At 62.0% G+C, this 21,417-nt stretch carries 21 protein-coding genes; 11 read left to right on the forward strand and 10 right to left on the reverse strand.

The genetic code is table 11. The features are described 5' to 3' along the window. Nucleotides 1-19: 19 nt before the first annotated feature. The 3 genes from rsmB to def all read right to left on the reverse strand — a co-directional run bounded on the left by rsmB (nucleotide 20) and on the right by def (nucleotide 2,856). Nucleotides 20-1,330, reverse strand: a complete 1,311-nt coding sequence (gene rsmB / locus ACA065_RS00085) for a 16S rRNA (cytosine(967)-C(5))-methyltransferase RsmB (protein ID WP_497692802.1) — start codon at nucleotides 1,328-1,330, stop codon at nucleotides 20-22. Then, on the reverse strand, nucleotides 1,327-2,280 hold the full coding sequence (fmt, locus tag ACA065_RS00090; RefSeq protein ID WP_497692803.1) for a methionyl-tRNA formyltransferase: 954 nt from the start codon (nucleotides 2,278-2,280) through the stop codon (nucleotides 1,327-1,329). The genes rsmB and fmt overlap by 4 nt, the downstream gene beginning before the upstream one ends. A gap of 69 nt (nucleotides 2,281-2,349) precedes the next feature. After that, complete coding sequence (gene def, locus ACA065_RS00095; RefSeq protein WP_016970668.1) at nucleotides 2,350-2,856, reverse strand: peptide deformylase; 507 nt, start codon at nucleotides 2,854-2,856, stop codon at nucleotides 2,350-2,352. Nucleotides 2,857-2,991: 135 nt separating this feature from the next. Between def and ACA065_RS00100 the strand changes: the two genes are divergently transcribed. From ACA065_RS00100 to tsaC, 3 genes are all read left to right on the forward strand, one after another. Then, the gene (locus ACA065_RS00100) at nucleotides 2,992-3,768 is read left to right on the forward strand and encodes a peptidoglycan-binding protein (protein ID WP_497692804.1); all 777 of its coding nucleotides are present in this window, start codon (nucleotides 2,992-2,994) and stop codon (nucleotides 3,766-3,768) included. A gap of 63 nt (nucleotides 3,769-3,831) precedes the next feature. Beyond that, nucleotides 3,832-4,926: a DNA-processing protein DprA gene (dprA, locus tag ACA065_RS00105; RefSeq protein WP_497692805.1), complete on the forward strand. Its 1,095-nt coding sequence runs from the start codon at nucleotides 3,832-3,834 to the stop codon at nucleotides 4,924-4,926. A 54-nt stretch (nucleotides 4,927-4,980) separates the two neighbouring features. Beyond that, nucleotides 4,981-5,538 (forward strand): L-threonylcarbamoyladenylate synthase type 1 TsaC, encoded by a 558-nt coding sequence (tsaC, locus tag ACA065_RS00110; RefSeq protein WP_053253621.1) that lies wholly within the window; start codon nucleotides 4,981-4,983, stop codon nucleotides 5,536-5,538. Nucleotides 5,539-5,670: 132 nt separating this feature from the next. On the opposite strand, the gene ACA065_RS00115 is transcribed toward tsaC, so the two are convergent. Next, nucleotides 5,671-6,648 (reverse strand): quinone oxidoreductase family protein, encoded by a 978-nt coding sequence (locus ACA065_RS00115; RefSeq protein WP_497692806.1) that lies wholly within the window; start codon nucleotides 6,646-6,648, stop codon nucleotides 5,671-5,673. Nucleotides 6,649-6,808: 160 nt separating this feature from the next. On the opposite strand from ACA065_RS00115, the gene hemF reads away from it, so the two are divergent. Together hemF and aroE are read left to right on the forward strand one after the other, a co-directional pair. Then, the gene (hemF, locus tag ACA065_RS00120) at nucleotides 6,809-7,741 is read left to right on the forward strand and encodes an oxygen-dependent coproporphyrinogen oxidase (protein WP_497692807.1); all 933 of its coding nucleotides are present in this window, start codon (nucleotides 6,809-6,811) and stop codon (nucleotides 7,739-7,741) included. After that, nucleotides 7,741-8,559: a shikimate dehydrogenase gene (gene aroE, locus ACA065_RS00125; protein WP_497692808.1), complete on the forward strand. Its 819-nt coding sequence runs from the start codon at nucleotides 7,741-7,743 to the stop codon at nucleotides 8,557-8,559. Before hemF ends, aroE begins: the two co-directional genes overlap by 1 nt. A gap of 128 nt (nucleotides 8,560-8,687) precedes the next feature. Here the strand turns inward: aroE and ACA065_RS00130 are convergent, their stop codons facing one another. The 3 genes from ACA065_RS00130 to betC form a co-directional block, all read right to left on the reverse strand. After that, nucleotides 8,688-10,256, reverse strand: coding sequence for a SulP family inorganic anion transporter (locus ACA065_RS00130; RefSeq protein WP_497692809.1), 1,569 nt, complete (start codon nucleotides 10,254-10,256; stop codon nucleotides 8,688-8,690). Nucleotides 10,257-10,416: 160 nt separating this feature from the next. Then, a complete protein-coding gene (gene choX / locus ACA065_RS00135) occupies nucleotides 10,417-11,331 on the reverse strand; it encodes a choline ABC transporter substrate-binding protein (protein ID WP_497692810.1) in 915 nt (304 codons plus the stop codon). A gap of 18 nt (nucleotides 11,332-11,349) precedes the next feature. Further along, nucleotides 11,350-12,864 carry a choline-sulfatase gene (betC, locus tag ACA065_RS00140; protein ID WP_497692811.1) on the reverse strand — a complete coding sequence of 505 codons (1,515 nt, stop codon included), beginning with the start codon at nucleotides 12,862-12,864 and terminating at the stop codon, nucleotides 11,350-11,352. Nucleotides 12,865-12,967: 103 nt separating this feature from the next. Here betC and ACA065_RS00145 point away from each other — a divergent pair, with 103 nt between their 5' ends. The 6 genes from ACA065_RS00145 to ACA065_RS00170 all read left to right on the forward strand — a co-directional run bounded on the left by ACA065_RS00145 (nucleotide 12,968) and on the right by ACA065_RS00170 (nucleotide 18,704). Beyond that, nucleotides 12,968-13,918 carry a choline sulfate utilization transcriptional regulator gene (locus ACA065_RS00145; protein WP_497692812.1) on the forward strand — a complete coding sequence of 317 codons (951 nt, stop codon included), beginning with the start codon at nucleotides 12,968-12,970 and terminating at the stop codon, nucleotides 13,916-13,918. 30 nt (nucleotides 13,919-13,948) lie between these two features. Then, nucleotides 13,949-14,275 carry a DOPA 4,5-dioxygenase family protein gene (locus tag ACA065_RS00150; RefSeq protein ID WP_497692813.1) on the forward strand — a complete coding sequence of 109 codons (327 nt, stop codon included), beginning with the start codon at nucleotides 13,949-13,951 and terminating at the stop codon, nucleotides 14,273-14,275. Nucleotides 14,276-14,438: 163 nt separating this feature from the next. Next, a complete protein-coding gene (locus ACA065_RS00155) occupies nucleotides 14,439-15,398 on the forward strand; it encodes a 2-dehydro-3-deoxygalactonokinase (protein WP_497692814.1) in 960 nt (319 codons plus the stop codon). A gap of 1 nt (nucleotide 15,399) precedes the next feature. Next, nucleotides 15,400-16,020, forward strand: a complete 621-nt coding sequence (locus tag ACA065_RS00160; protein ID WP_497692815.1) for a 2-dehydro-3-deoxy-6-phosphogalactonate aldolase — start codon at nucleotides 15,400-15,402, stop codon at nucleotides 16,018-16,020. Nucleotides 16,021-16,081: 61 nt separating this feature from the next. Next, on the forward strand, nucleotides 16,082-17,230 hold the full coding sequence (gene dgoD, locus ACA065_RS00165; RefSeq protein ID WP_017137927.1) for a galactonate dehydratase: 1,149 nt from the start codon (nucleotides 16,082-16,084) through the stop codon (nucleotides 17,228-17,230). A 163-nt stretch (nucleotides 17,231-17,393) separates the two neighbouring features. Next, nucleotides 17,394-18,704, forward strand: coding sequence for an MFS transporter (locus ACA065_RS00170; protein ID WP_497692816.1), 1,311 nt, complete (start codon nucleotides 17,394-17,396; stop codon nucleotides 18,702-18,704). 44 nt (nucleotides 18,705-18,748) lie between these two features. Here ACA065_RS00170 and ACA065_RS00175 read toward each other — a convergent pair whose 3' ends face one another. From ACA065_RS00175 to trpB, 3 genes are all read right to left on the reverse strand, one after another. Beyond that, nucleotides 18,749-19,207 (reverse strand): anti-virulence regulator CigR family protein, encoded by a 459-nt coding sequence (locus ACA065_RS00175; protein WP_497692817.1) that lies wholly within the window; start codon nucleotides 19,205-19,207, stop codon nucleotides 18,749-18,751. 138 nt (nucleotides 19,208-19,345) lie between these two features. Then, a complete protein-coding gene (gene trpA / locus ACA065_RS00180) occupies nucleotides 19,346-20,155 on the reverse strand; it encodes a tryptophan synthase subunit alpha (protein WP_497692818.1) in 810 nt (269 codons plus the stop codon). After that, on the reverse strand, nucleotides 20,156-21,382 hold the full coding sequence (gene trpB / locus ACA065_RS00185; protein WP_497692819.1) for a tryptophan synthase subunit beta: 1,227 nt from the start codon (nucleotides 21,380-21,382) through the stop codon (nucleotides 20,156-20,158). Nucleotides 21,383-21,417 lie beyond the last annotated feature (35 nt).

Genomic DNA, 21,417 nt, shown 5'->3' on the forward strand with positions numbered 1-21,417 from the left:
GGTCACTCCCTTAAACCCATTAGCCGCGTGCGGCGGCAATCTTGATCAGTTTGGCGTAGTAGAAGCCATCGTGTCCGCCTTCCTGCGCCAGCAGTTGGCGGCCATGAGGCTGCTTGATGCCGGCTGCCGTGGCGAGGTCCAGTTCGCGCGCGCCGCTGGTGCGCGCGAGGAAGGCTTCGATTACCTCGGTGTTCTCGGTGGGCAAGGTGGAGCAGGTGGCGTAGAGCAAGATGCCACCGACTTCCAGGGTTGGCCACAGGGCGTCGAGCAGTTCACCTTGCAGCACGGCCAGGGCGGCGATGTCGTCGGGTTGGCGGGTGAGCTTGATATCCGGGTGGCGGCGGATCACGCCGGTGGCGGAGCACGGTGCGTCGAGCAGGATGCGCTGGAACGGTTTGCCGTCCCACCAGGTGGCGGTGTCGCGGCCGTCGGCGGCGATCAGTTCGGCGCTCAGGCCCAGGCGTGCGAGGTTTTCACGCACGCGCACCAGGCGCTTGGCTTCCAAGTCGACGGCGACTACATCGGCCAGGTCTTTTTCGACTTCCAGAATGTGGCATGTTTTACCACCCGGCGCGCAGCAGGCGTCGAGCACGCGCTGGCCGGGCGCCAGGTCGAGCAGGTCGGCGGCCAATTGCGCGGCTTCGTCCTGCACGCTGATCCAACCTTCGGCAAAGCCCGGCAAGGCGCGCACGTCAGTGGCCGCTTCCAGCACGATGCCGTCGGGGCTGTACACGCACGGTGTAGCGTTGATGCCAGCGTCGGTGAGCAATTGCAGGTAAGCGTCGCGACTGTGATGACGACGGTTAACCCGCAGAATCATCGGCGGGTGCGCATTGTTGGCCGCGCAAATGGCTTCCCATTGCTCAGGCCAGAAGGCTTTCAACGATTTTTGCAGCCAGCGCGGGTGGGCGGTACGCACCACCGGGTCGTGTTCCAGCTCGGCCAGCAGCGCTTCGCTCTCGCGCTGGGCGCGGCGCAGCACGGCGTTGAGCAGGGCCTTGGCCCAAGGCTTTTTCAGCTTGTCGGCGCAACCGACGGTTTCACCGATGGCGGCGTGGGCCGGCACGCGGGTGTAGAGCAGCTGATAGAGGCCGACCAGCAGCAGCGCTTCCACGTCTGCATCTGCGGCCTTGAAAGGCTTTTGCAGCAGCTTGGCTGCCAGTGCCGACAAGCGTGGTTGCCAGCGCGCGGTGCCAAACGCCAGGTCCTGGGTGAAACCGCGATCGCGGTCGTCGACCTTATCCAGCTGCGTAGGCAGCGAGCTGTTCAGCGAAGCCTTGCCATTCAGGACGGCGGCGAGAGCCTTGGCGGCGGCCAGACGCGGGTTCATTGAGCGACCGCCCCGAGAACCGTGCCCAGGGCAAATTTCTCACGACGGCTGTTGAACAAATCGCTGAAATTAAGCGCTTTACCGCCGGGCAATTGCAGACGCGTCAGGCACAGCGCCTGTTCACCGCAGGCGACCAACAGGCCGTCTTTGCTGGCGCCGATGATTTCACCGGGGGCGCCTTTGCCGTCAGCCAAGGTGGCGGCCAGCACTTTCAAGGCTTCGCCGCTGAGGGTGCTGTGGCAGATAGGCCACGGGTTGAAGGCGCGTACCAGGCGCTCCAGCTCTACGGCCGGGCGGCTCCAGTCGATGCGCGCTTCGTCTTTGTTGAGTTTGTGGGCGTAGGTGGCCAGGCTGTCGTCCTGCACTTCGCCGTCGAGGGTGCCGGCAGCCAGGCCGGCAATGGCCTGGATCACGGCGGGCGGGCCCAGCTCGGCGAGGCGGTCGTGCAGGCTGCCGCCGGTGTCTTGGGCGGTGATCGGGGTGGTGACTTTCAGCAGCATCGGGCCGGTGTCCAGACCCGCCTCCATGCGCATCACGGTCACACCGCTTGCGCTGTCACCGGCTTGCACGGCGCGCTGGATCGGCGCCGCCCCGCGCCAGCGTGGCAGCAGCGAAGCATGGCTGTTGATGCAGCCCAGGCGTGGGATATCCAGCACGGCCTGAGGCAGGATCAAGCCGTAAGCCACCACCACCAGCAGGTCCGGCTGCAGCGCGGCCAGTTCAGCCTGGGCCTCGGCGTTGCGCAGGGTCGGCGGTTGCAGCACAGGAATATCGTGCTCAAGCGCCAGCTGCTTGACCGGGCTCGGCATCAGTTTTTGCCCGCGACCGGCCGGGCGATCCGGCTGGGTGTACACCGCGACGATGTCATAAGGGCTGGCAAGCAGGGCCTTTAGGTGTTCGGCGGCAAATTCAGGAGTGCCGGCAAAAACAATGCGCAGTGGCTCGGTCATGGGAAGTCTCGGTTAAAAACAGTCACAAAAGAAAAAGGCTTGCCGCAGCAAGCCTTTGGAAGAAGGGCATCAAGCTTGCTGGCGATGCTTTTTTTCCAGCTTCTTCTTGATCCGGTCGCGTTTAAGCGTGGACAGATAATCAACAAACAGCTTGCCATTGAGGTGGTCGCATTCGTGCTGGATGCACACTGCGAGCAGGCCATCGGCGATCAGTTCATAGGGCTTGCCGTCACGGTCCAAGGCCTTGATCTTCACGCGCAGGGGGCGTTCGACGTTCTCGTAGAACTCCGGCACCGACAGGCAACCTTCCTGGTATTCGCCCATCTCTTCAGTCAGCGGTTCGAACTCGGGGTTAATAAACACCCGCGGTTCGCTGCGATCTTCCGACAGGTCCATGACCACGACGCGTTGATGCACGTTGACCTGGGTGGCGGCGAGGCCGATGCCCGGGGCTTCATACATTGTTTCAAACATGTCATCGACCAACTGACGAACCTTGTCGTCCACTACGGCCACCGGTTTGGCGATCGTGCGCAGGCGCGAGTCGGGGAATTCGAGGATGTTCAAAATAGCCATAAGCGTAATTGCTGCACATGTGAGGTAGAGGCAAATCGGCGGTGGGATGGACCCAGTCAGCCGGTGTGAAAGGTTCGAAAGCCGCGAAGGCTATGGCATTTCACGCGAACGTACATAATAAAGGAGATTCACCCCATGAGGAAATCGCTACTCGTCTTGCTGCTGTGGGCGCCGCTCGCCGTGGCCCTGCTTCCCCAGCCCGGCCAGCGTCTGGAACACGCGACGCAACAGGCCATCCAGCAGTTTTTACTGCACAACCGCATTCTCGATACAGCCCAGGACCTGGACAACGCACCTTACATTGTCGCGGCGGACGCGGGCCGAGTACTCGGCGCCAATGGCGAGCGGGTACATGCCAGAGGCAACCTGGACCCGGCCCAGCCAAATTACGGGATCTTTCGCCGGGGTAAGGCCTACACCGACCCCGACACCCAGGAACTGCTGGGCATCAACGCCGACGACATCGGCACCGCGCGTTTTGTGATGGCTGGCGACCTCACCACCCTGGCAGTGCAGCGGGTCACCCAGGAAGTACGCCCGGGCGACCGCTTGTTGCGCACCGAGCCGCCCGTGGAGCTGGCCAACCTCAAGGCCCCCAAGCCTGCGCTTTTTATCGAAGGGCACATTATCGATGTCCCCAAAGGCATCACCCAGATCGGCGTATTGGACGCCGTGACCCTGAACAAGGGCCGTCGTGACGGCTTGGTCGAAGGCCAACTGCTCAGGGTGATCAAGACCGGGGCCACCGTACGCGACACCCTCACCGGCATCCCGACCAAGCTCCCCGATGAACGCGCCGGCACCCTGGTGGTGTTTCGTACCTATGAAAAGCTCAGTTATGGCCTGGTGCTCAGTGCCTCACGCGCACTGGCCGTTATGGATCGATTCGAGACTGCCCAACAAACACAATAAATAGCCTGCTAAATAAGTTACCAACAGAGTTATCCACAGCTTGTTCCGGTCAAGGATGATCAAATGTATCCGATAAACAGCAGCGATATTTCCCCGTCAGAACTGGAAGCTCGACTACGCTTGCACAGGCTGCCAGAGCTGGGCCCCAAGCGTTTTCGTGTATTGATTGACGCGTTCGGCTCTGCCTCAAAGGCCATCAGTGCCCCCGCCAGTGCCTGGCGTTCCCTCGGCTTGCCGGCCATCAGCGCCGATGCCCGGCGCAGCCCTGAAATACGTGACGGTGCCGGTGAGGCATTGGCATGGTTGGCGCAGCCGGCCCAGCATTTGCTGATGTGGGACCAACCTGAGTACCCCGCACTGCTCGCCCAGATCGACGACGCACCCCCACTATTGTTCGTCGCCGGCGACCCCAAAATCCTCGAAAAACCGCAGTTGGCCATGGTCGGCAGCCGCCGTGCTTCGCGCCCTGGCATGGACACTGCGGCGGCCTTTTCCCGCGCCTTGGCAAGTGCCGGTTTTGTCATCACCAGTGGTCTCGCGTTGGGCATAGATGGCGCGGCGCATCAGGCAGCCCTGGACGTCGGCGGCCAGACAATCGGCGTGCTCGGCACTGGGCTTGAAAACTTTTATCCACAGCGCCACCGACAGCTCGCAGCGGCGATGATTGCCCAAGGCAGCGCGGTGGTTTCCGAGTTTCCACTGAGCGCCGCGCCCCAGGCCGCGAACTTCCCCCGGCGCAACCGGATCATCAGTGGCCTGTCGCTGGGCGTGCTGGTGGTGGAAGCCAGCATGGCCAGCGGTTCGCTGATCACCGCGCGGCTGGCGGCTGAGCAAGGGCGGGAGGTGTATGCGATCCCGGGCTCCATCCATCATCCCGGCGCCAAGGGCTGCCATCAATTGATCCGCGATGGCGCGACGTTGGTGGAATCCATCGAGCATATTCTGGAAGGGTTGCGGGGCTGGCAGGCACTGTCCCGCCCGGCGCCGATGCCGGTGACTCATCCACTGGTGGCGTTGCTGCATGCCGCGCCGCACACCAGCGAGGCCCTGGCGATTGCCAGCGGGCGGCCTTTGTCCCACGTGCTGGCGACACTGACCGAGCTTGAGCTCGAAGGCCAGGTGATCTGCGAAAGCGGGCGCTGGCTTGCGCGCTGCTAGGTTTTGTAAAGAAGATCGGTAAACTGCGCAGAGCTTTAGTCCGGAGAGTGAGCAATGGTCAACAGGTGGCGTGTGCTGGAAACCGCACGAGAAATTCGCGCAGGCGCGGTGATTGCCTACCCGACCGAAGCGGTCTGGGGCCTTGGCTGCGACCCGTGGAACGAAGAAGCGGTGGACCGGCTGCTGGCGATCAAGAATCGGTCGGTGGACAAGGGCCTGATCCTGGTGGCGGATAACATTCGCCAGTTCGACTTTCTCTTTGAAGACTTCCCGGACACCTGGATCGAGCGCATGGCCAGCACCTGGCCTGGGCCTAATACCTGGCTGGTGCCGCATCAGGATTTGCTGCCTGAATGGGTGACGGGTGTGCACGACACGGTGGCGTTGCGGGTGAGCGATCACCCACTGGTGCGGGATTTGTGTTCGCTGGTGGGGCCGCTGATTTCCACCTCGGCCAACCCGCAAGGGCGCCCGGCTGCGCGTACGCGGCTTCGCGTGGAGCAGTATTTCCGTGGCCAGGTCGATCGGGTGTTGGGTGGCGCCCTGGGTGGGCGCAAGAACCCGAGCCTGATTCGTGACTTGGCGACGGGTGAGGTGGTGCGGCCTTCCTGAGACCGAGGTGCGGCCATCGCGGGCAAGCCCGGCTCCCACATTCGAACGCATTCCTCCCATTGGAATCCGATCAAAATGTGGGAGCGGGCTTGCCCGCGAAGAGGCCATTACTGCCCCCAGAGATCTATCGCCTTACGGCAACAGAATGGTCGACCCCGTCGTTCGCCGCCCCGACAACTCAGTCTGCGCCTTCGCCGCATCCGCCAACGAAAACCGCTGGTTGATATCAATGCGCACCTTGCCGCTCTTGATCATCGAGAACAGATCATCGGCCATCGCCTGCAGGTTTTCCGGGTTATTGGCGTAGGTCGCCAACGTCGGCCGGGTCACGTACAGCGAGCCCTTCGCCGCCAGAATCCCCAGGTTCACGCCGTCCACTGCGCCCGACGCATTACCGAAGCTCACCACCAGCCCACGCGGCGCCACGCTGTCCAGCGAGGTCAGCCAGGTGTCCTTGCCGACGCCGTCGTACACCACCGGGACTTTTTTGCCGTCGGTCAATTCCAGCACGCGTTGTGCGACGTTTTCCTTGCTGTAGTCGATGGTTTCCCAGGCGCCGAGGGATTTGGCCAGCGCGGCTTTTTCCGGCGAACTCACCGTGCCGATCAGCTTCACGCCCAAGGCCTTGGCCCATTGACAGGCCAGCGAACCCACGCCACCGGCAGCAGCGTGGAACAGAATGGTTTCGCCGCCCTTCAATTCATAGGTCTGGCGCAGCAGGTACTGCACGGTCAGGCCCTTGAGCATCGCGCCGGCGGCTTGTTCGAAGCTGATATCGTCCGGCAAATGCACCAGGTTGGCGGCGGGCAACACATGCAGCTCGCTGTAGGCGCCCAACGGGCCGCTGCCGTAGGCCACACGGTCGCCGACTTTAAATTGCGTAACCTCGCTGCCCACCGCATCAACAACGCCAGCACCTTCGGCGCCCAGGCCCGACGGCAAGGCGGGTGGCGCATACAGACCACTGCGGAAATAAGTGTCGATGAAGTTCAGGCCGACGGCCTCGTTACGCACGCGAACCTGTTGCGGGCCAGGCTCTGCCGGCGTGTAGTCCACATACTCAAGCACTTCGGGGCCGCCATGGGCACGGAACTGGATACGTTTGGCCATCTGCACTTCTCCTGAGGTCGAATTCGCGTAGCCCTCTATCCCACTCCTAAGCTTGATCTTCGTCAACTGCGGCGAAACGGACCGCAGTGGTATCCTGTGCGCCCATTTGCCGCCGACGCCCAATGGCCTCGCGTAGCTTTGCCCGATTCAAGGTGATGCCATGACTACCCGCACCGAGGCTGTTAAAGCCTACCTGCTCGACCTGCAAGACCGTATTTGCAGCGCCCTGGAAACCTTCGAGACGGACACTCGCTTTATCGAAGACGCCTGGACTCGGCCTGCCGGTGGTGGCGGTCGCACCCGCGTGATCGAAAACGGCACGGTCATCGAAAAAGGCGGCGTTAACTTTTCCCACGTGTTTGGCAGCGGCCTCCCACCGTCCGCCAGTGCGCATCGCCCTGAGCTGGCCGGTCGCGGCTTCGAAGCCTTGGGCGTGTCGCTGGTGATCCACCCGCACAACCCGCATGTGCCGACGTCCCACGCCAACGTGCGCTTTTTCATCGCTGAAAAAGACGGCGAAGAGCCGGTGTGGTGGTTCGGTGGCGGTTTCGACCTCACGCCCTACTACGGCAACGAAGAAGACTGCATCCACTGGCACCGCGTGGCCGAGCAGGCCTGCGCGCCGTTCGGGCCGGATGTGTACTCGCGCTACAAGGCCTGGTGCGACACCTACTTCCATATCAAGCACCGTAATGAGCCGCGCGGCATTGGCGGCCTGTTCTTCGATGACTTGAACGAATGGGACTTCGACACCTGCTTCGCCTTCATCCGCGCCATCGGCGATGCCTACATCGACGCCTACCTGCCAATCGTGCAGCGCCGCAAGGCCCTGGCTTATACCGAACAGCAGCGCCAGTTCCAGGAGTTCCGCCGTGGGCGCTATGTCGAGTTCAACCTGGTCTATGACCGTGGCACCCTGTTCGGCCTGCAATCGGGCGGGCGCACTGAGTCGATCCTGATGTCGCTGCCGCCGCAAGTGCGCTGGAGCTACGACTGGAAGGCCGAGGCCGGCAGCGAAGAGGCACGCCTCACCGATTACTTCCTGCAGGACCGCGACTGGCTCGGCCTCGCCGCGCCCAAGGCGGCTGTCTGATGGACCGTTATGTCGTGTTCGGCAACCCTATCGGCCACAGCAAGTCGCCGTTGATTCATCGCCTGTTCGCCGAGCAGACCGGTGAGCAGCTGGACTACAGCACCTTGCTCGCGCCGCTGGAGGATTTTACCGGCTGTGCCCGTGAGTTTTTTCAGCAAGGCCGTGGCGCCAACGTCACCGTGCCGTTCAAGGAAGATGCCTACCGCCTGGCCAACAGCTTGACCGAACGCGCCCAGCGCGCCGGGGCGGTGAATACGCTGAGCAAGTTGGCCGACGGCACTTTGCTGGGCGACAACACCGACGGCGCCGGCCTGGTGCGCGACCTTAAGGTGAACGCCGGGTTAAGCCTGCACGGCAAACGCATCCTGTTGCTCGGTGCCGGTGGCGCGGTGCGCGGCGCGTTGGAGCCCTTGCTGGCCGAGCAGCCTGCCGCGCTGATCATTGCCAACCGCACGGTGGAAAAGGCCGAATTGCTCGCCGAGCTGTTCGATGACCTGGGCCCGGTGTCTGCCAGTGGTTTCGACTGGCTGCGTGAGTCGGTGGACGTAATCATCAATGCCACCTCCGCCAGCCTGTCAGGCGATGTACCGCCGATTGCCGGCAGCCTGATCGAACCGGGCAAGACCTTTTGCTACGACATGATGTACGCCAAGGAGCCCACGGCGTTCTGCCGTTGGGCGACAGAGCAAGGCGCAGCAGTGGCGATGGATGGCTTGGGCATGCTGGTGGAACAGGCGGCGGAAGCGTTCTTCCTGTGGCGCGGCGTGCGCCCGGATTCGGCGCCGGTGTTGGCTGAGCTGCGGCGGCAGTTGGCCTGACACAACGCGAATGTGGTCACAGTCAGTGTGGGAGCGGGCTTGCTCGCGAAAGCGCTGTGTCAGTCAATAATTACTTAACTGAGCCACCGCATTCGCGAGCAAGCCCGCTCCCACAGTTTTAACCGCATTCAGTCTTCGAAATGGATGGGGCAGTTGTCGGCCCCTTCGAGTTTTTTCAGCTCTTCCACCACCTGCGGTCTGGCCCGGCGCAATGTCAGGCTACGCCCCAACCCCTTAAGCCGCCGCGCCTCCTGGTGCAGCATCTCCACCCCGGAATAGTCGATAAAGTTGATCTGCTGCGCCTCGATCACCACCCGCTTGCCCTGCAAGCTTTGCAGGCGCACTTGCAGGTAATGGCTGGCGCCAAAAAAGATCGAGCCACCCACCCGCAACACATCCTCGTCACCGTCGCGCCACTGCTGAACGCGCGGTTGCGAGGTGCGCTTGAGGTAGAAAAACAACGAAGCCAGCACCCCGGCATAGATCGCTGTTTGCAGCTCCAGCAGCAAGGTGGCGACGCACGTCAGGCTCATCACCACAAACTCGGCGCGGCTCACGCGGAACAATGCGCGAATGCCGCGGTGGTCCACCAGGCCCCAGCAAATCAGCAGGATGCTTGCGGCCATGCTCGGGATCGGAATATGCGCGATCAACGCCGCACCAAACAGTGCGAATAAAGCCACCCAGAGTGCGGAAAACACGCCTGCCAACGGTGAGCAGGCGCCCGCCTCGTAGCTGAGGCCGGAACGCGTAAAGGAACCGGCTGACAGGTAGCCGGAGAAAAAACCGCCGACGATATTGGATAAACCCTGCGCGCGGACTTCCTGGTTGGCATCGAGCAATTGCTGCGAACGCGCCGACAGCGAGCGCGCAATCGACAGGCTGGTCACCAGCCCCAGCATGCCCACTGCCACGGCACTCGGCAGCAGGCGCAGGAGCATGTCCAGGTCCATCGGTAATGGGCTGAACGGCGGCAGCTTGCCCACAAACGAACTGACCCGCGCCACATGCCCGAACATCGCTGGCCACAGCCAGGCTGCCAGGCTGCTCAACGCCAGGGCAATCAACAACGTCGGCCAGCGTGGCACCAGGTATTTGAGCAGCGCGCCAACCAGCAAGGTGCTTAAGCCCAAGGCGAGGGAGGCGTGGTCCCATTCGCCAGCGTGATCGATGAGCGCCAGCAAACTGTTAATCGCCGTGGCTTGGCTGGGCAGCTCCAGCCCCAGCAGGTTGGGCAGCTGCCCCAAGGCAATCACCACGGCGGCACCCAGGGTGAACCCCAGTACCACGGAGTGCGAGACGAAATTCACCAGCGCGCCGAAGCGCAGCATGCCCAACAGCCACTGGAAAACCCCGGCGAGGAACGTCAGCAGCAGGATCAACGTGATGTAGTCCTGCGACCCTGGCACAGCCAAGGGACTGACGCTGGCGTACAGCACGATGGAAATGGCGGCTGTCGGGCCGCAGATCAGGTGCCAGGAGGAACCCCAGAGGCAGGCGATCAGCACTGGGATGATGGCGGCGTACAAGCCGTATTCCGGTGGGAGACCGGCGATCAGCGCGTAGGCAATCGACTGCGGCAGCGCGAGCACGGCACCGCTGAGGCCGACCATCGCGTCCCGGCCGACGCTGGCGCGGGTTTGGCGCGGCAGCCAGGCGAGGAAGGGGAAGAGAGTGTGGCGGTTGGGCCGGGGCATCGCAGACTCGGGTTTGAAGGGATTAGCTCAGGGTATCAGTACACACCGGCATCTGTGGGAGGGGGCTTGCTCCCGATAGCGGTGGTTCAGGCAACATTTGCTTTGCTGAACCACCGCCTTCGCGAGCAAGCCCGCTCCCACATTTGGCGTGTGTTGGGCTTTAAAATTTTGCTTTTACAGCGGCCAACGCATCCTGGCCGTCCATGGTTTTTACGCCATCCAGCCACTTGTCCAACACAGCCGGGTTGGCCTTGATCCACGCCTTCGCCGCATCAGCATTGCTGACTTTTTTATTCACCACTTCAGCCATGATGCTGTTCTCCATCTCCTGGGTAAAACTCAGGTTGGTCAGCAGCTTCCCGACATTCGGGCAGGCCTGTGCATAACCCTTGCGGGTCAAGGTATACACGCTGCCGGTGTCGCCGAAGTACTTCTCGCCGCCCTTGAGGTAGTGCATTTTCAACTGCACGTTCATCGGGTGCGGCGTCCAGCCCAGGAAGGTCACGAACTTCTGCTTCTTAACCGCCCGCGACACTTCGGCCAGCATTGCTTGTTCGCTCGATTCGATCAGCTTCCACTGGCCGAGGTCGAAGTCGTTCTTCTTGATGATCTCCTGCAGCGAGATATTCGCCGGCGCGCCGGAGCCGATGCCGTAGATCTTCTTGTCGAACTTATCGGCATATTTGTTCAAGTCGGCAAAGTCATGCACCCCGGCGTCCCACACGTAGTCCGGCACGGCGAGGGTGAACTCGGTGCCGTCGAGGTTTTTCGCCAGTTGCACCACATCACCGTTGGCCACGAACTTGTCATAGAAGCCCTGTTGCGCCGGCATCCAGTTGCCCAGGAACACATCCACCTGGCCGTCCTTGAGCCCGCCGAATGTAATCGGCACCGCCAGCGTGTCGACCTTGGCCTTGTAGCCCATGCCGTTCAACAGAAAACCGGTGATGGCATTGGTGGCGGCAATATCGCTCCAGCCCGGATCGGCCATCTTCACCGTGTCACAGCGGGTGTCCGCGTACACATTGGCGCTACTGAGCACCAACATGCCCAACACTACAGTCAACTTTTGCATGGCCTTCCCTCTGTCTATTTATTGGTTTTGGCAGGGTTGTGGATAACGTGCCTTGCGCTCCAGGTCGTCGAGGTCGATATGGTTGCGCATGTATTGCTGACTGGCGTCCACCAGTGGCTGGTGATCCCAGCTCTTCAGCTTGCCTTGGGTCAGCGCCTCAAACACCAGGCGACGACGGCGTTGGCTGGCGAGCACCTGTTGGTGGATCGCCGGGATGTCCCATTTGGCCCGCGCCTCACTCAAAAACGCCTCGAACAGTGCTCGGTGTTCCGCTGACTGGCTGAGGTTCTCCCGCTCGTGCGGGTCGTTGTGTACATCGAACAGTAGACATGGGTCGTCTTCGCTGTAGATGAATTTGTACGCGCCACGGCGAATCATCATCAAAGGGCTGATGGTGCCTTCGGCCATGTATTCGCCAAACACTTCGTCGTGCCCGCCCTGCCCCAGCAAGTGCGGGACCAGTGAACGGCCGTCCAGCGGCAAGCGCGGGTCCAGCTCGCCGCCGGCCAGTTCCACCAGGGTTGGCAGCAGGTCGGCGGTGGACACGGCTTTGCTCACGCGGCCAGCCGTAAACTGCCCCGGCGCACTGACCAGCAGCGGCACGCGGGCAGCCATTTCAAACCAGTGCATTTTGTACCAGAGGCCGCGCTCGCCAAGCATGTCGCCGTGGTCGCCGGAGAAGATGATGATGGTGTCGTCGGCCAGGCCGGTGTCTTCCAGGGTTTGCAGAAGTTTGCCGACGTTGCTGTCGATGTAGCTGCATGCGCCGAAGTAGGCGCGGCGCGCATCGCGGATCTTGTTCAGCGCCAGCGGCTTGTCCCACAGGTCATAGACCTTGAGCAGGCGCTGGGAGTGCGGGTCGAGGTCGGCCTGGGCCGGCGTCGTAGGCAAAGGGATGTCGTTGTCGTCGTACAGGTCCCAGAACGGCTTGGGAATGGTGTACGGGTCGTGTGGGTGAGTCATCGACACGGTCAGGCAGAACGGCTGGTCGCCGTCTTCACGGATATGGTCGAACAGGTATTGCTGGGCCTTGAACACCACCTCTTCGTCGAAATCCAGCTGGTTGGTGCGCACGCACGGGCCGGCTTGCAACACCGAGGACATGTTGTGATACCAGGTGGGGCGCACGTCCGGCTCATCCCAGTTCACTGCCCAACCATAATCGGCAGGGTAGATGTCGCTGGTCAGGCGTTCCTCGTAACCGTGCAGTTGGTCGGGGCCGCAGAAGTGCATTTTGCCGGACAGCGCGGTGCGGTAGCCGAGGCGGCGCAGGTAGTGGGCATAAGTCGGTACATCGGCGGGGAAATCCGCCGCGTTGTCGTAGGCGCCGATCTTGCTCGGCAACTGGCCGCTGACCAGGGTGAAACGTGACGGCGCGCACAGCGGGCTGTTGCAATACGCGGCGTCGAATACCACGCCCTGTGCGGCGAGACGGCTCAGGTTGGGCAGTTTGATCGGGGAGGATCCGTAGAACGGAAGCATCGGCGCGGCCATTTGATCGGCCATGATGAAAAGAATGTTCTTGCGCTTCATGAGTCTTCGGCATTCCATAGGCAGTGTTTATGCGAATGAGCATGCAGCCCATGGAAAATGGGGTAAAGCCCATGAAAAGCAATGTCTAGGATAAGCACAGATTATGTATGAAGCCCTCGGTGATGTATCCCTCGACCTGCTGCGCGCTTTCGAAGTGGCGGCACGCCATCGCAGCTTTACCGCCGCCGCGATGGAACTGGGCACCACCCAGCCGGCCATCAGCCAGCAGATCAAGCGCCTCGAAGAACAGTTGATGATCCGCCTGTTTGATCGCATCTACCGTGGCATCGAGCTGACCGACGCTGGCGCCCTGTTGTTTGAGCATGTGCAAGGCGGTTTGCAGACCATCAACCAAGGCCTGAGCGCGATCACCCAGCAGGACCAGCATGAAGTGCTGCAAGTGGCCACCGACTTCGCCTTTGCCGCCTACTGGCTGATGCCGCGCCTGCATCGCTTTCACCAGGCCAACCCGCAGGTCGACGTCAGCCTGGTCACCAGCGAACGCAACCACGCCACCTTGCGCAGCGATATCGACGTGGCGGTGTTGTTCGGTGATGGCCGTTTCAAGCAAGGCGACAGCCTGTGGCTGTTCAACGAGGAAGTGTTTCCGGTGTGCAGCCCGCAATGGCTCAAGCACCAAGCCCAGCCGCTGACTGTGCAGACGTTGCAGGACTATCCCCTGCTGCACCTGCGCCAGGAAAACAACAGCCAGTGGTTCGACTGGAGCGGCGTATTTCGCGAGCTGGGCATCACCACCGCACCCACGCCCGGCCAACTGCGTTTCGACAACTACACCTTGTTGATCCAGGCCGCGATTGCCGGCCAAGGCGTGGCCATCGGCTGGCGCCACTTGGTGGATAACCTGCTGGAACAGAACTGGCTGTGCCGGCCGATCAGCGACACGGTGATTTCACGCTTCGGTTATTACGTGGTGCAACCGCAGCGCAAACGCCGTGGGCAGTTGGTCGAGCGCTTTGTTGATTGGCTGGTGGCCGAGCAAGCCAGCAGCGCGCAGTCGCTGACCGGGCTGGCCCTGCCGTCGATTGCGGTCTAGGATCGGCGCATATTGGAGCCGGATTTCGCCATGCAACGTATCAAGGGCTACCACGCCCATATCTACTTCGACGCCAGCACCATCGACCAGGCACGCACGCTCTGCGAGGACGCGGCCAAGCTGTTCCCGCTGCGCATGGGCCGCGTGCATGAGCGCCCAGTGGGCCCGCACCCGGACTGGAGCTGCCAACTGGCGTTCGAGCCGGAATACATCGGCGTGGTGCTGCCCTGGTTGGCGCTGCATCGCGAGGGGTTGGTGGTGTTCCTGCACCCTGATACCGGCGACGACCTGAAGGACCACACCGATTATGCGATCTGGATGGGCGCGATGCCCGAGTTGGACCTGTCTATTTTTTAACCAGTGCTGATAACAATCCCGCTGCCTTTGTAAAAAGGCAGCGGGATTTTTTGTATATCAGCCCAATATATGGGACCGTTATTTATATATTGAGATATCGCCGGTCATAGGTTTATATTCGCCCATCTGCTTTTTTCAGCACCCACTCATTTCAGGTGAAGCGATGCAGGCGCAATTGATCGCGCTCGACTGGGGGACCAGCTCCCTTCGTGCTTATAAAATCGGCTTGGCCGGCAGGGTGCTCGAACAGCGCGCGCTGGCGTTCGGCATCATGCACCTGCCCAGCGAACCTCGGGACATCGCCGGCGTGCGTTGCAGCAATGGCTTCGAGTTGGCGTTCGATGCGGCCTGCGGTGATTGGCTGGATGCTGCGCCCAGCCTGCCGGTGATTGCCTGCGGCATGGTCGGCAGCGCCCAGGGTTGGAGCGAAGCGGCCTATCGCAACACGCCGGTCGATGTCGCCAGCCTCGGCCAGGCGCTGCATACCGTGCGCAGCCTGCGCGGCGTTGATGTGCATATCGTGCCCGGCGTGATCGAACGGGTCGGCTTGCCCAATGTGATGCGCGGCGAAGAAACCCAAGTGCTCGGCGTGCTGCAAGGCCTGGGTGCTGAAGTGTTGATCGGCCTGCCGGGCAGCCATTCCAAATGGGTGGAGGTGGTGGATGGCTGCATCACGCACTTCGACACCTTTATGACCGGTGAGCTGTTCGCCGTGCTCAGCCAGCACAGCATCCTCGGCCGTACGCAAAAGACGTGTGAACACTTCCAGGCCGAGGCGTTTGATCGCGGCGTGCACGTGGCGCTTTCCAAAGACGGCCAGCGCGGCATGCTCTCGACAGTGTTCAGTGCCCGCACCCTTGGGCTGACCGCCGAACTGGCTCCCGACCAGCAGCCGGATTACCTCTCCGGCCTGCTGATCGGCCATGAACTTGCCGGCTTGCCGGCGCACGTAAAACATAAGCCTATCGTCCTGGTCGGCACCGCACCGCTCTGCGCCCGTTACCAACGCGCCCTCGCCCTGTGCGGCTTTGCCCACGTCAGCGTGGCGCAGGAAGCTACCGCGCGTGGCTTGTGGCAACTGGCCGTGGCCGCCGGGCTCACTCAACCTGTCCTGGAGGCCTGACATGCTCAAGCAAGCACTCGCACACAACGGTTTGATCGCAATCCTGCGCGGCGTACGCCCGGACGAAGCTGCAGCGATTGGCCAGGTGCTTTATCAAGCCGGCTTTCGGGTGATCGAAGTGCCGCTGAATTCGCCGGACCCTTACACCAGCATCCGCACGTTACGCGACAGTCTGCCTGCCGATTGCCTGATCGGCGCGGGCACTGTGTTGACGCCTGCGCAGGTGGAGCAAGTCAAAGCCGCGGGCGGCCAAGTAATCGTCATGCCTCACAGCGATGCCAAGGTGTTGCGCGCCGCGAAAGCAGCGGGCTTGTACCTGTCGCCGGGCGTGGCTACGCCCACTGAAGCCTTCGCCGCACTGGCCGAAGGCGCCGACGTGTTGAAGCTGTTCCCGGCCGAGCAAATGGGCCCGGCGGTGATCAAGGCGTGGCTGGCGGTGTTGCCGGCTGGCACGTTGTTGCTGCCGGTGGGCGGTGTGACCCCGGACAACATGCAGGTGTATTTCGACGCAGGCGCCAAGGGCTTTGGCCTGGGCTCCGGCTTGTTCAAGCCGGGCATGTCTGTGGATCAAGTGGCGAGCAGTGCGCAGGCGTATGTCGCGGCCTGGAACGCGCTGAATTGATGCCCTGAAAAGAACGCAAGTTTTGCGCCCTCGGCGCTGCATCGACAAGAGAGATAAGAAGATGAAAATCACCAAACTGACCACCTTCATCGTCCCGCCGCGCTGGTGCTTCCTCAAGGTCGAAACCGACCAGGGCGTGACCGGCTGGGGTGAGCCTGTGGTAGAGGGCCGCGCCCACACCGTGGCGGCGGCTGTCGAAGAACTTTCCGACTACCTGATCGGCAAAGACCCACGCAATATCGAAGACATCTGGACTGTGCTCTATCGCGGCGGCTTCTACCGAGGCGGCGCCGTGCACATGAGCGCCCTCGCCGGTATCGACCAGGCGCTGTGGGACATCAAGGGCAAGGCGTTGGGCGTGTCGGTCAGCGACCTGCTGGGCGGCCAGGTGCGTGACAAGATCCGCGTGTATTCATGGATCGGCGGCGACCGCCCGGCCGACACCGCGCGTGCTGCCAAAGAAGCCGTGGCCCGTGGCTTCACTGCGGTGAAGATGAATGGCACCGAAGAGCTGCAATTCGTCGACAGCTTTGAAAAAGTCGACCTGGCCCTGGCCAATGTGGCGGCCGTGCGCGATGCGGTGGGCCCTAACGTCGGCATCGGCGTCGACTTCCATGGCCGCGTGCACAAGCCCATGGCCAAGGTGCTGATGAAAGAGCTCGACCCGTACAAACTGATGTTTATCGAAGAGCCGGTGCTCAGCGAAAACTACGAAGCGCTGAAAGAACTGGCGCCGCTGACCAGCACGCCGATTGCCCTGGGTGAGCGCCTGTTCTCGCGCTGGGATTTCAAGCGCGTGCTCAGCGAAGGTTACGTCGACATCATCCAGCCGGACGCCTCCCACGCCGGCGGCATCACCGAAACCCGCAAGATAGCCAACATGGCCGAAGCCTACGACGTGGCCCTGGCCCTGCACTGCCCGCTGGGCCCGATTGCCTTGGCGGCCTGCCTGCAATTGGACGCGGTTTGCTACAACGCGTTTATCCAGGAGCAAAGCCTGGGCATTCACTACAACGAGAGCAACGACCTGCTCGACTACGTGCGTGACCCGGGCGTGTTCGACTATGACAAAGGCTTCGTGAAGATCCCCAACGGGCCAGGCCTGGGCATCGAGATCAACGAGGAATACGTGATCGAACGCGCAGCCATCGGCCACCGCTGGCGCAACCCGATCTGGCGGCATGCCGATGGCAGCTTTGCCGAGTGGTGATTCCTCCACACTGATCGTTCACACGCTCCGCGTGGGAATGCCTCCTGTGACGCTCTGCGTCACGCTTTTAAAAGCGGACGCGGAGCGTCCCGAGCTGCATTCCCACGCAGAGCGTGGGAACGATCAACACAGACCTCAATAATCATAAGAAGAGGCAACCCCCATGCACCCTGAATCCCTCACCGGGCAGGCTTCTCTCGTCACGCCCAGCAGAAAGCGTTTCTTCATCATGGTGCTGCTGTTTATCACCGTGGTGATCAACTACCTCGACCGTAGCAACCTGTCGATTGCTGCCCCGGCCTTGACCAGCGAACTGGGCATCGACCCGGTGCACATTGGGCTGATCTTCTCCGCCTTCGGCTGGACCTATGCCGCCATGCAGATCCCCGGCGGCTGGTTGGTGGACCGCGTGCCGCCGCGCATTCTCTACACCGTGGCCCTGCTGTTGTGGTCGATTGCCACCGTGATGCTCGGCTTTGCCGCCAGCTTTATCGCGCTGTTCGTGCTGCGCATGGCCGTCGGCGCGCTGGAAGCACCGGCCTACCCGATCAACAGCCGTGTGGTCACCACCTGGTTTCCCGAGCGCGAGCGCGCCACGGCGATTGGTGTTTATACGTCGGGGCAGTTTGTCGGGTTGGCGTTTCTCACGCCGGTACTGGCTTGGCTGCAACATGCGTTTGGCTGGCACATGGTGTTTGTCGCCACCGGTGGCGTGGGCATTGTGTGGGCGCTGATCTGGTACGCGGTGTACCGCGAGCCGAAGGATTTCAAAGGCGCCAACGCGGCTGAAATCGAGCTGATCCGCGAAGGTGGCGGGCTGGTGGACATGCAGGCGAAAGTGGTCAAGGCGCCGTTCAGCTGGGTCGACCTGGGCATCGTGCTGAGCAAGCGCAAGCTGTGGGGCATCTATCTGGGGCAGTTCTGCCTGAACTCTACGCTGTGGTTTTTCCTGACGTGGTTTCCGACCTACCTGGTGAAATACCGCGGCATGGACTTCATCAAATCCGGCTTGCTGGCGTCGTTGCCCTTCCTGGCGGCGTTTGTGGGTGTGCTGTGTTCGGGGATTTTTTCCGACTGGCTGATTCGCCGAGGCGCGTCGGTAGGCTTTGCGCGCAAGTTGCCGATTATTGGTGGGTTGCTGATTTCTACCGCGATCATTGGCGCCAACTATGCGGACTCGACCGCGTGGGTGATTGTGTTTCTGGCGGTGGCATTTTTCGGCAATGGCTTGGCGTCGATCACTTGGTCATTGGTGTCCACCTTGGCGCCGGCGCGGTTGCTGGGGCTGACGGGTGGGGTGTTTAACTTCATCGGTAACTTGTCGGCGATCACCACGCCAATTGTGATTGGCTTTCTGGCCAGTGGGGATTCGTTTGCGCCGGCGATTACCTACATTGCGGTGCTGGCGTTGTTGGGGGCGCTGTCCTACGTATTGCTGGTAGGCAAAGTCGAGCGCATCGAACTGAATGAATAACGTGTGGCGAGGGAGCAAACTCCCTCGCCACAAAAGCATCAGTGTTAGTTGAGCACGCCGTCGAGGATTTCGTAGACGATGCCCGTGCCCACTGCAATCAACACCACGTCCGGCCCGGAGCGGCGCCATTCATAACCCTGGTAAACCGGCAGGCGGGCCAGGGCGCGGTTGTCCAGGCGTTCGCCATAGTAGCCGCGTGGCAGTGGCTGGCCGCGCACCAGGCGTACATTCGGCGGTGGGGGTGCGCCGCGGGAGAACTGGCCGTGGTTGTCGTGGATGATCTGCCGCACTGGGCCGAAGTCCTGAGGCGGGCCACGACGATTATTCTGCGGGCCGCGATGGTCGTCGCCACGTTGCTCGTGCTGGCCTTGCTGGCCTTGCGGGCCGCCACGGCCAGGGCCGTCGCCATCACCGCGTTGGTCAGGCGGCGCGGCCTGCACCAGGGCACTCGCGCCGAGCATCAGCACGCCGAGACCAGCGATCAAGCGTTTAGGCATTTTCATGGGGTGTTTCCTCAGTACTGCACGAACAAAAAAGGGATGTCGAACGAGGTTCGAAATCCCTTGGTCTTGTCAGTTTAGGTACTGAACCGCCGGTTTGATTCCTCTGTATCAGGAACTTTACCTACTGCTACACGGCGTTTACTTACGGGCGTTACGGACACCTTCCGACAGCGCCGCGCACAGGCTCAATACACCATCAATGGCTTGCTGATCATTTTTGGCATTAGCGATGTGGTCGATCAGTGCCGAACCCACCACCACACCGTCAGCCAGGCGCGCGATGGCGGCGGCTTGTTCGGGGGTGCGAATACCAAAACCGATGCTGATCGGCAGGTCGGTATGCCGACGCAGGCGGGTCACGGCTTCTTCGACGTGCTCCAGCGTGGCGGCACCGGCACCGGTCACACCGGCCACCGAGACGTAGTACACAAAGCCTGAGCTGCCGTTCAGCACGGTCGGCAGGCGCACGTCATCGGTGGTCGGCGTGGTCAGGCGGATAAAGTCGATGCCTGCAGCCTGGGCCGGGTCGCACAGCTCACCGTTGTGCTCGGGCGGCATGTCCACCACGATCAAGCCGTCAACGCCGGCTTCTTTGGCATCGGTGATGAACTGCGGCACGCCGTATTTGTGGATCGGGTTGAAGTAGCCCATCAACACCAGCGGGGTGTCGTTGTTGTCTTTGCGGAACTCGCGAACCATCTGCAGGGTTTTCGCCAGGTTCTGCTTGGCTTCCAGCGCGCGGATGTTGGCCAGTTGAATCGCCGGGCCGTCGGCCATTGGGTCGGTGAAGGGCATGCCCAACTCGATCACATCGGCGCCAGCTGCCGGCAAGCCCTTGAGGATCGCCAGCGAGGTGTCATAACCCGGGTCGCCGGCGGTGACGAAGGTCACCAGGGCGGCGCGGTTTTGTTCTTTCAGCTGCGCAAAACGGGTTTGCAGGCGGCTCATTTAGTGTTTCTCCTGCTGAGACTGTTCCATGTGGTGCATCACGGTCTGCATGTCTTTGTCGCCACGGCCGGACAAGTTGACCACCATCAGGTGATCCTTCGGCAGATTCGGTGCGCGTTTGAACACTTCGGCCAAGGCGTGGGCGGTTTCCAGTGCGGGAATAATCCCTTCCAGGCGGCAGCATTTGTGGAATGCGATCAGGGCCTCGTCGTCGGTCACCGAGGTGTACTGGGCGCGGCCGATATCATGCAACCACGCGTGTTCAGGGCCGATGCCGGGGTAGTCGAGGCCCGCGGAAATCGAGTGGGCGTCGATGATCTGGCCGTCGTCGTCCTGCAGCAGAAAGGTGCGGTTGCCGTGCAGCACGCCCGGTACGCCGCCATTGAGGCTGGCGGCATGCTTGCCGGTTTCAATGCCGTAGCCGGCCGCTTCCACGCCGATGATCTCGACGCTGGCGTCATCCAGGAACGGGTGGAACAGGCCCATGGCGTTGGAACCACCGCCGATGCAGGCCACCAGGCTGTCCGGCAAGCGGCCTTCCTGGGCTTGCATCTGGGTGCGGGTTTCTTTGCCGATCACGGCCTGGAAGTCGCGCACCATCGCAGGGTATGGGTGCGGGCCGGCCACGGTGCCGATCAGGTAAAAGGTGCTGTCGACGTTGGTCACCCAGTCACGCAGGGCTTCGTTCATCGCGTCCTTGAGGGTGCCGGTGCCGGCCACCACAGGGATCACTTCAGCGCCGAGCAGCTTCATGCGGAACACGTTGGCCTGCTGGCGCTCGATGTCGGTGGTGCCCATGTAGATCACGCAGTCCAGACCAAAGCGCGCAGCCACGGTGGCGGTAGCCACGCCGTGCATGCCGGCGCCTGTCTCGGCGATGATGCGTTTTTTGCCCATGCGCCGTGCCAGCAGGATTTGGCCGATGCAGTTGTTGATCTTGTGCGCGCCGGTGTGGTTCAGCTCTTCGCGCTTGAGGTAGATCTTGGCGCCGCCGCAGAACTCGGTCAGGCGCTCAGCGAAATACAGCGGGCTTGGGCGTCCGACGTAGTCGCGCTGGAAGTAGGCCAGTTCTTCGTTGAAAGCCGGATCAATCTTGGCCGCTTCGTATTCGCGGGCCAGCTCAAGGATCAACGGCATCAGGGTTTCAGCGACGTAGCGGCCGCCGAACGCGCCGAACAGGCCATTGGCGTCGGGGCCGTTGCGTAGATCGGTCTGGGACTGAGTCATGGGGCGCTCCAGGAAATAATTCGTGTGAGAAGCAA

This window comes from Pseudomonas sp. LBUM1640, from assembly GCF_059716225.1.

Coding starts and splice junctions, on each gene's coding strand:
- rsmB (WP_497692802.1), bottom strand. CDS start 1,330: ATGAACCCGCGTCTGGCCGCCGCCAAGGCTCTCGCCGCCGTCCTGAAT.
- fmt (WP_497692803.1), bottom strand. CDS start 2,280: ATGACCGAGCCACTGCGCATTGTTTTTGCCGGCACTCCTGAATTTGCC.
- def (WP_016970668.1), bottom strand. CDS start 2,856: ATGGCTATTTTGAACATCCTCGAATTCCCCGACTCGCGCCTGCGCACG.
- ACA065_RS00100 (WP_497692804.1), top strand. CDS start 2,992: ATGAGGAAATCGCTACTCGTCTTGCTGCTGTGGGCGCCGCTCGCCGTG.
- dprA (WP_497692805.1), top strand. CDS start 3,832: ATGTATCCGATAAACAGCAGCGATATTTCCCCGTCAGAACTGGAAGCT.
- tsaC (WP_053253621.1), top strand. CDS start 4,981: ATGGTCAACAGGTGGCGTGTGCTGGAAACCGCACGAGAAATTCGCGCA.
- ACA065_RS00115 (WP_497692806.1), bottom strand. CDS start 6,648: ATGGCCAAACGTATCCAGTTCCGTGCCCATGGCGGCCCCGAAGTGCTT.
- hemF (WP_497692807.1), top strand. CDS start 6,809: ATGACTACCCGCACCGAGGCTGTTAAAGCCTACCTGCTCGACCTGCAA.
- aroE (WP_497692808.1), top strand. CDS start 7,741: ATGGACCGTTATGTCGTGTTCGGCAACCCTATCGGCCACAGCAAGTCG.
- ACA065_RS00130 (WP_497692809.1), bottom strand. CDS start 10,256: ATGCCCCGGCCCAACCGCCACACTCTCTTCCCCTTCCTCGCCTGGCTG.
- choX (WP_497692810.1), bottom strand. CDS start 11,331: ATGCAAAAGTTGACTGTAGTGTTGGGCATGTTGGTGCTCAGTAGCGCC.
- betC (WP_497692811.1), bottom strand. CDS start 12,864: ATGAAGCGCAAGAACATTCTTTTCATCATGGCCGATCAAATGGCCGCG.
- ACA065_RS00145 (WP_497692812.1), top strand. CDS start 12,968: ATGTATGAAGCCCTCGGTGATGTATCCCTCGACCTGCTGCGCGCTTTC.
- ACA065_RS00150 (WP_497692813.1), top strand. CDS start 13,949: ATGCAACGTATCAAGGGCTACCACGCCCATATCTACTTCGACGCCAGC.
- ACA065_RS00155 (WP_497692814.1), top strand. CDS start 14,439: ATGCAGGCGCAATTGATCGCGCTCGACTGGGGGACCAGCTCCCTTCGT.
- ACA065_RS00160 (WP_497692815.1), top strand. CDS start 15,400: ATGCTCAAGCAAGCACTCGCACACAACGGTTTGATCGCAATCCTGCGC.
- dgoD (WP_017137927.1), top strand. CDS start 16,082: ATGAAAATCACCAAACTGACCACCTTCATCGTCCCGCCGCGCTGGTGC.
- ACA065_RS00170 (WP_497692816.1), top strand. CDS start 17,394: ATGCACCCTGAATCCCTCACCGGGCAGGCTTCTCTCGTCACGCCCAGC.
- ACA065_RS00175 (WP_497692817.1), bottom strand. CDS start 19,207: ATGAAAATGCCTAAACGCTTGATCGCTGGTCTCGGCGTGCTGATGCTC.
- trpA (WP_497692818.1), bottom strand. CDS start 20,155: ATGAGCCGCCTGCAAACCCGTTTTGCGCAGCTGAAAGAACAAAACCGC.
- trpB (WP_497692819.1), bottom strand. CDS start 21,382: ATGACTCAGTCCCAGACCGATCTACGCAACGGCCCCGACGCCAATGGC.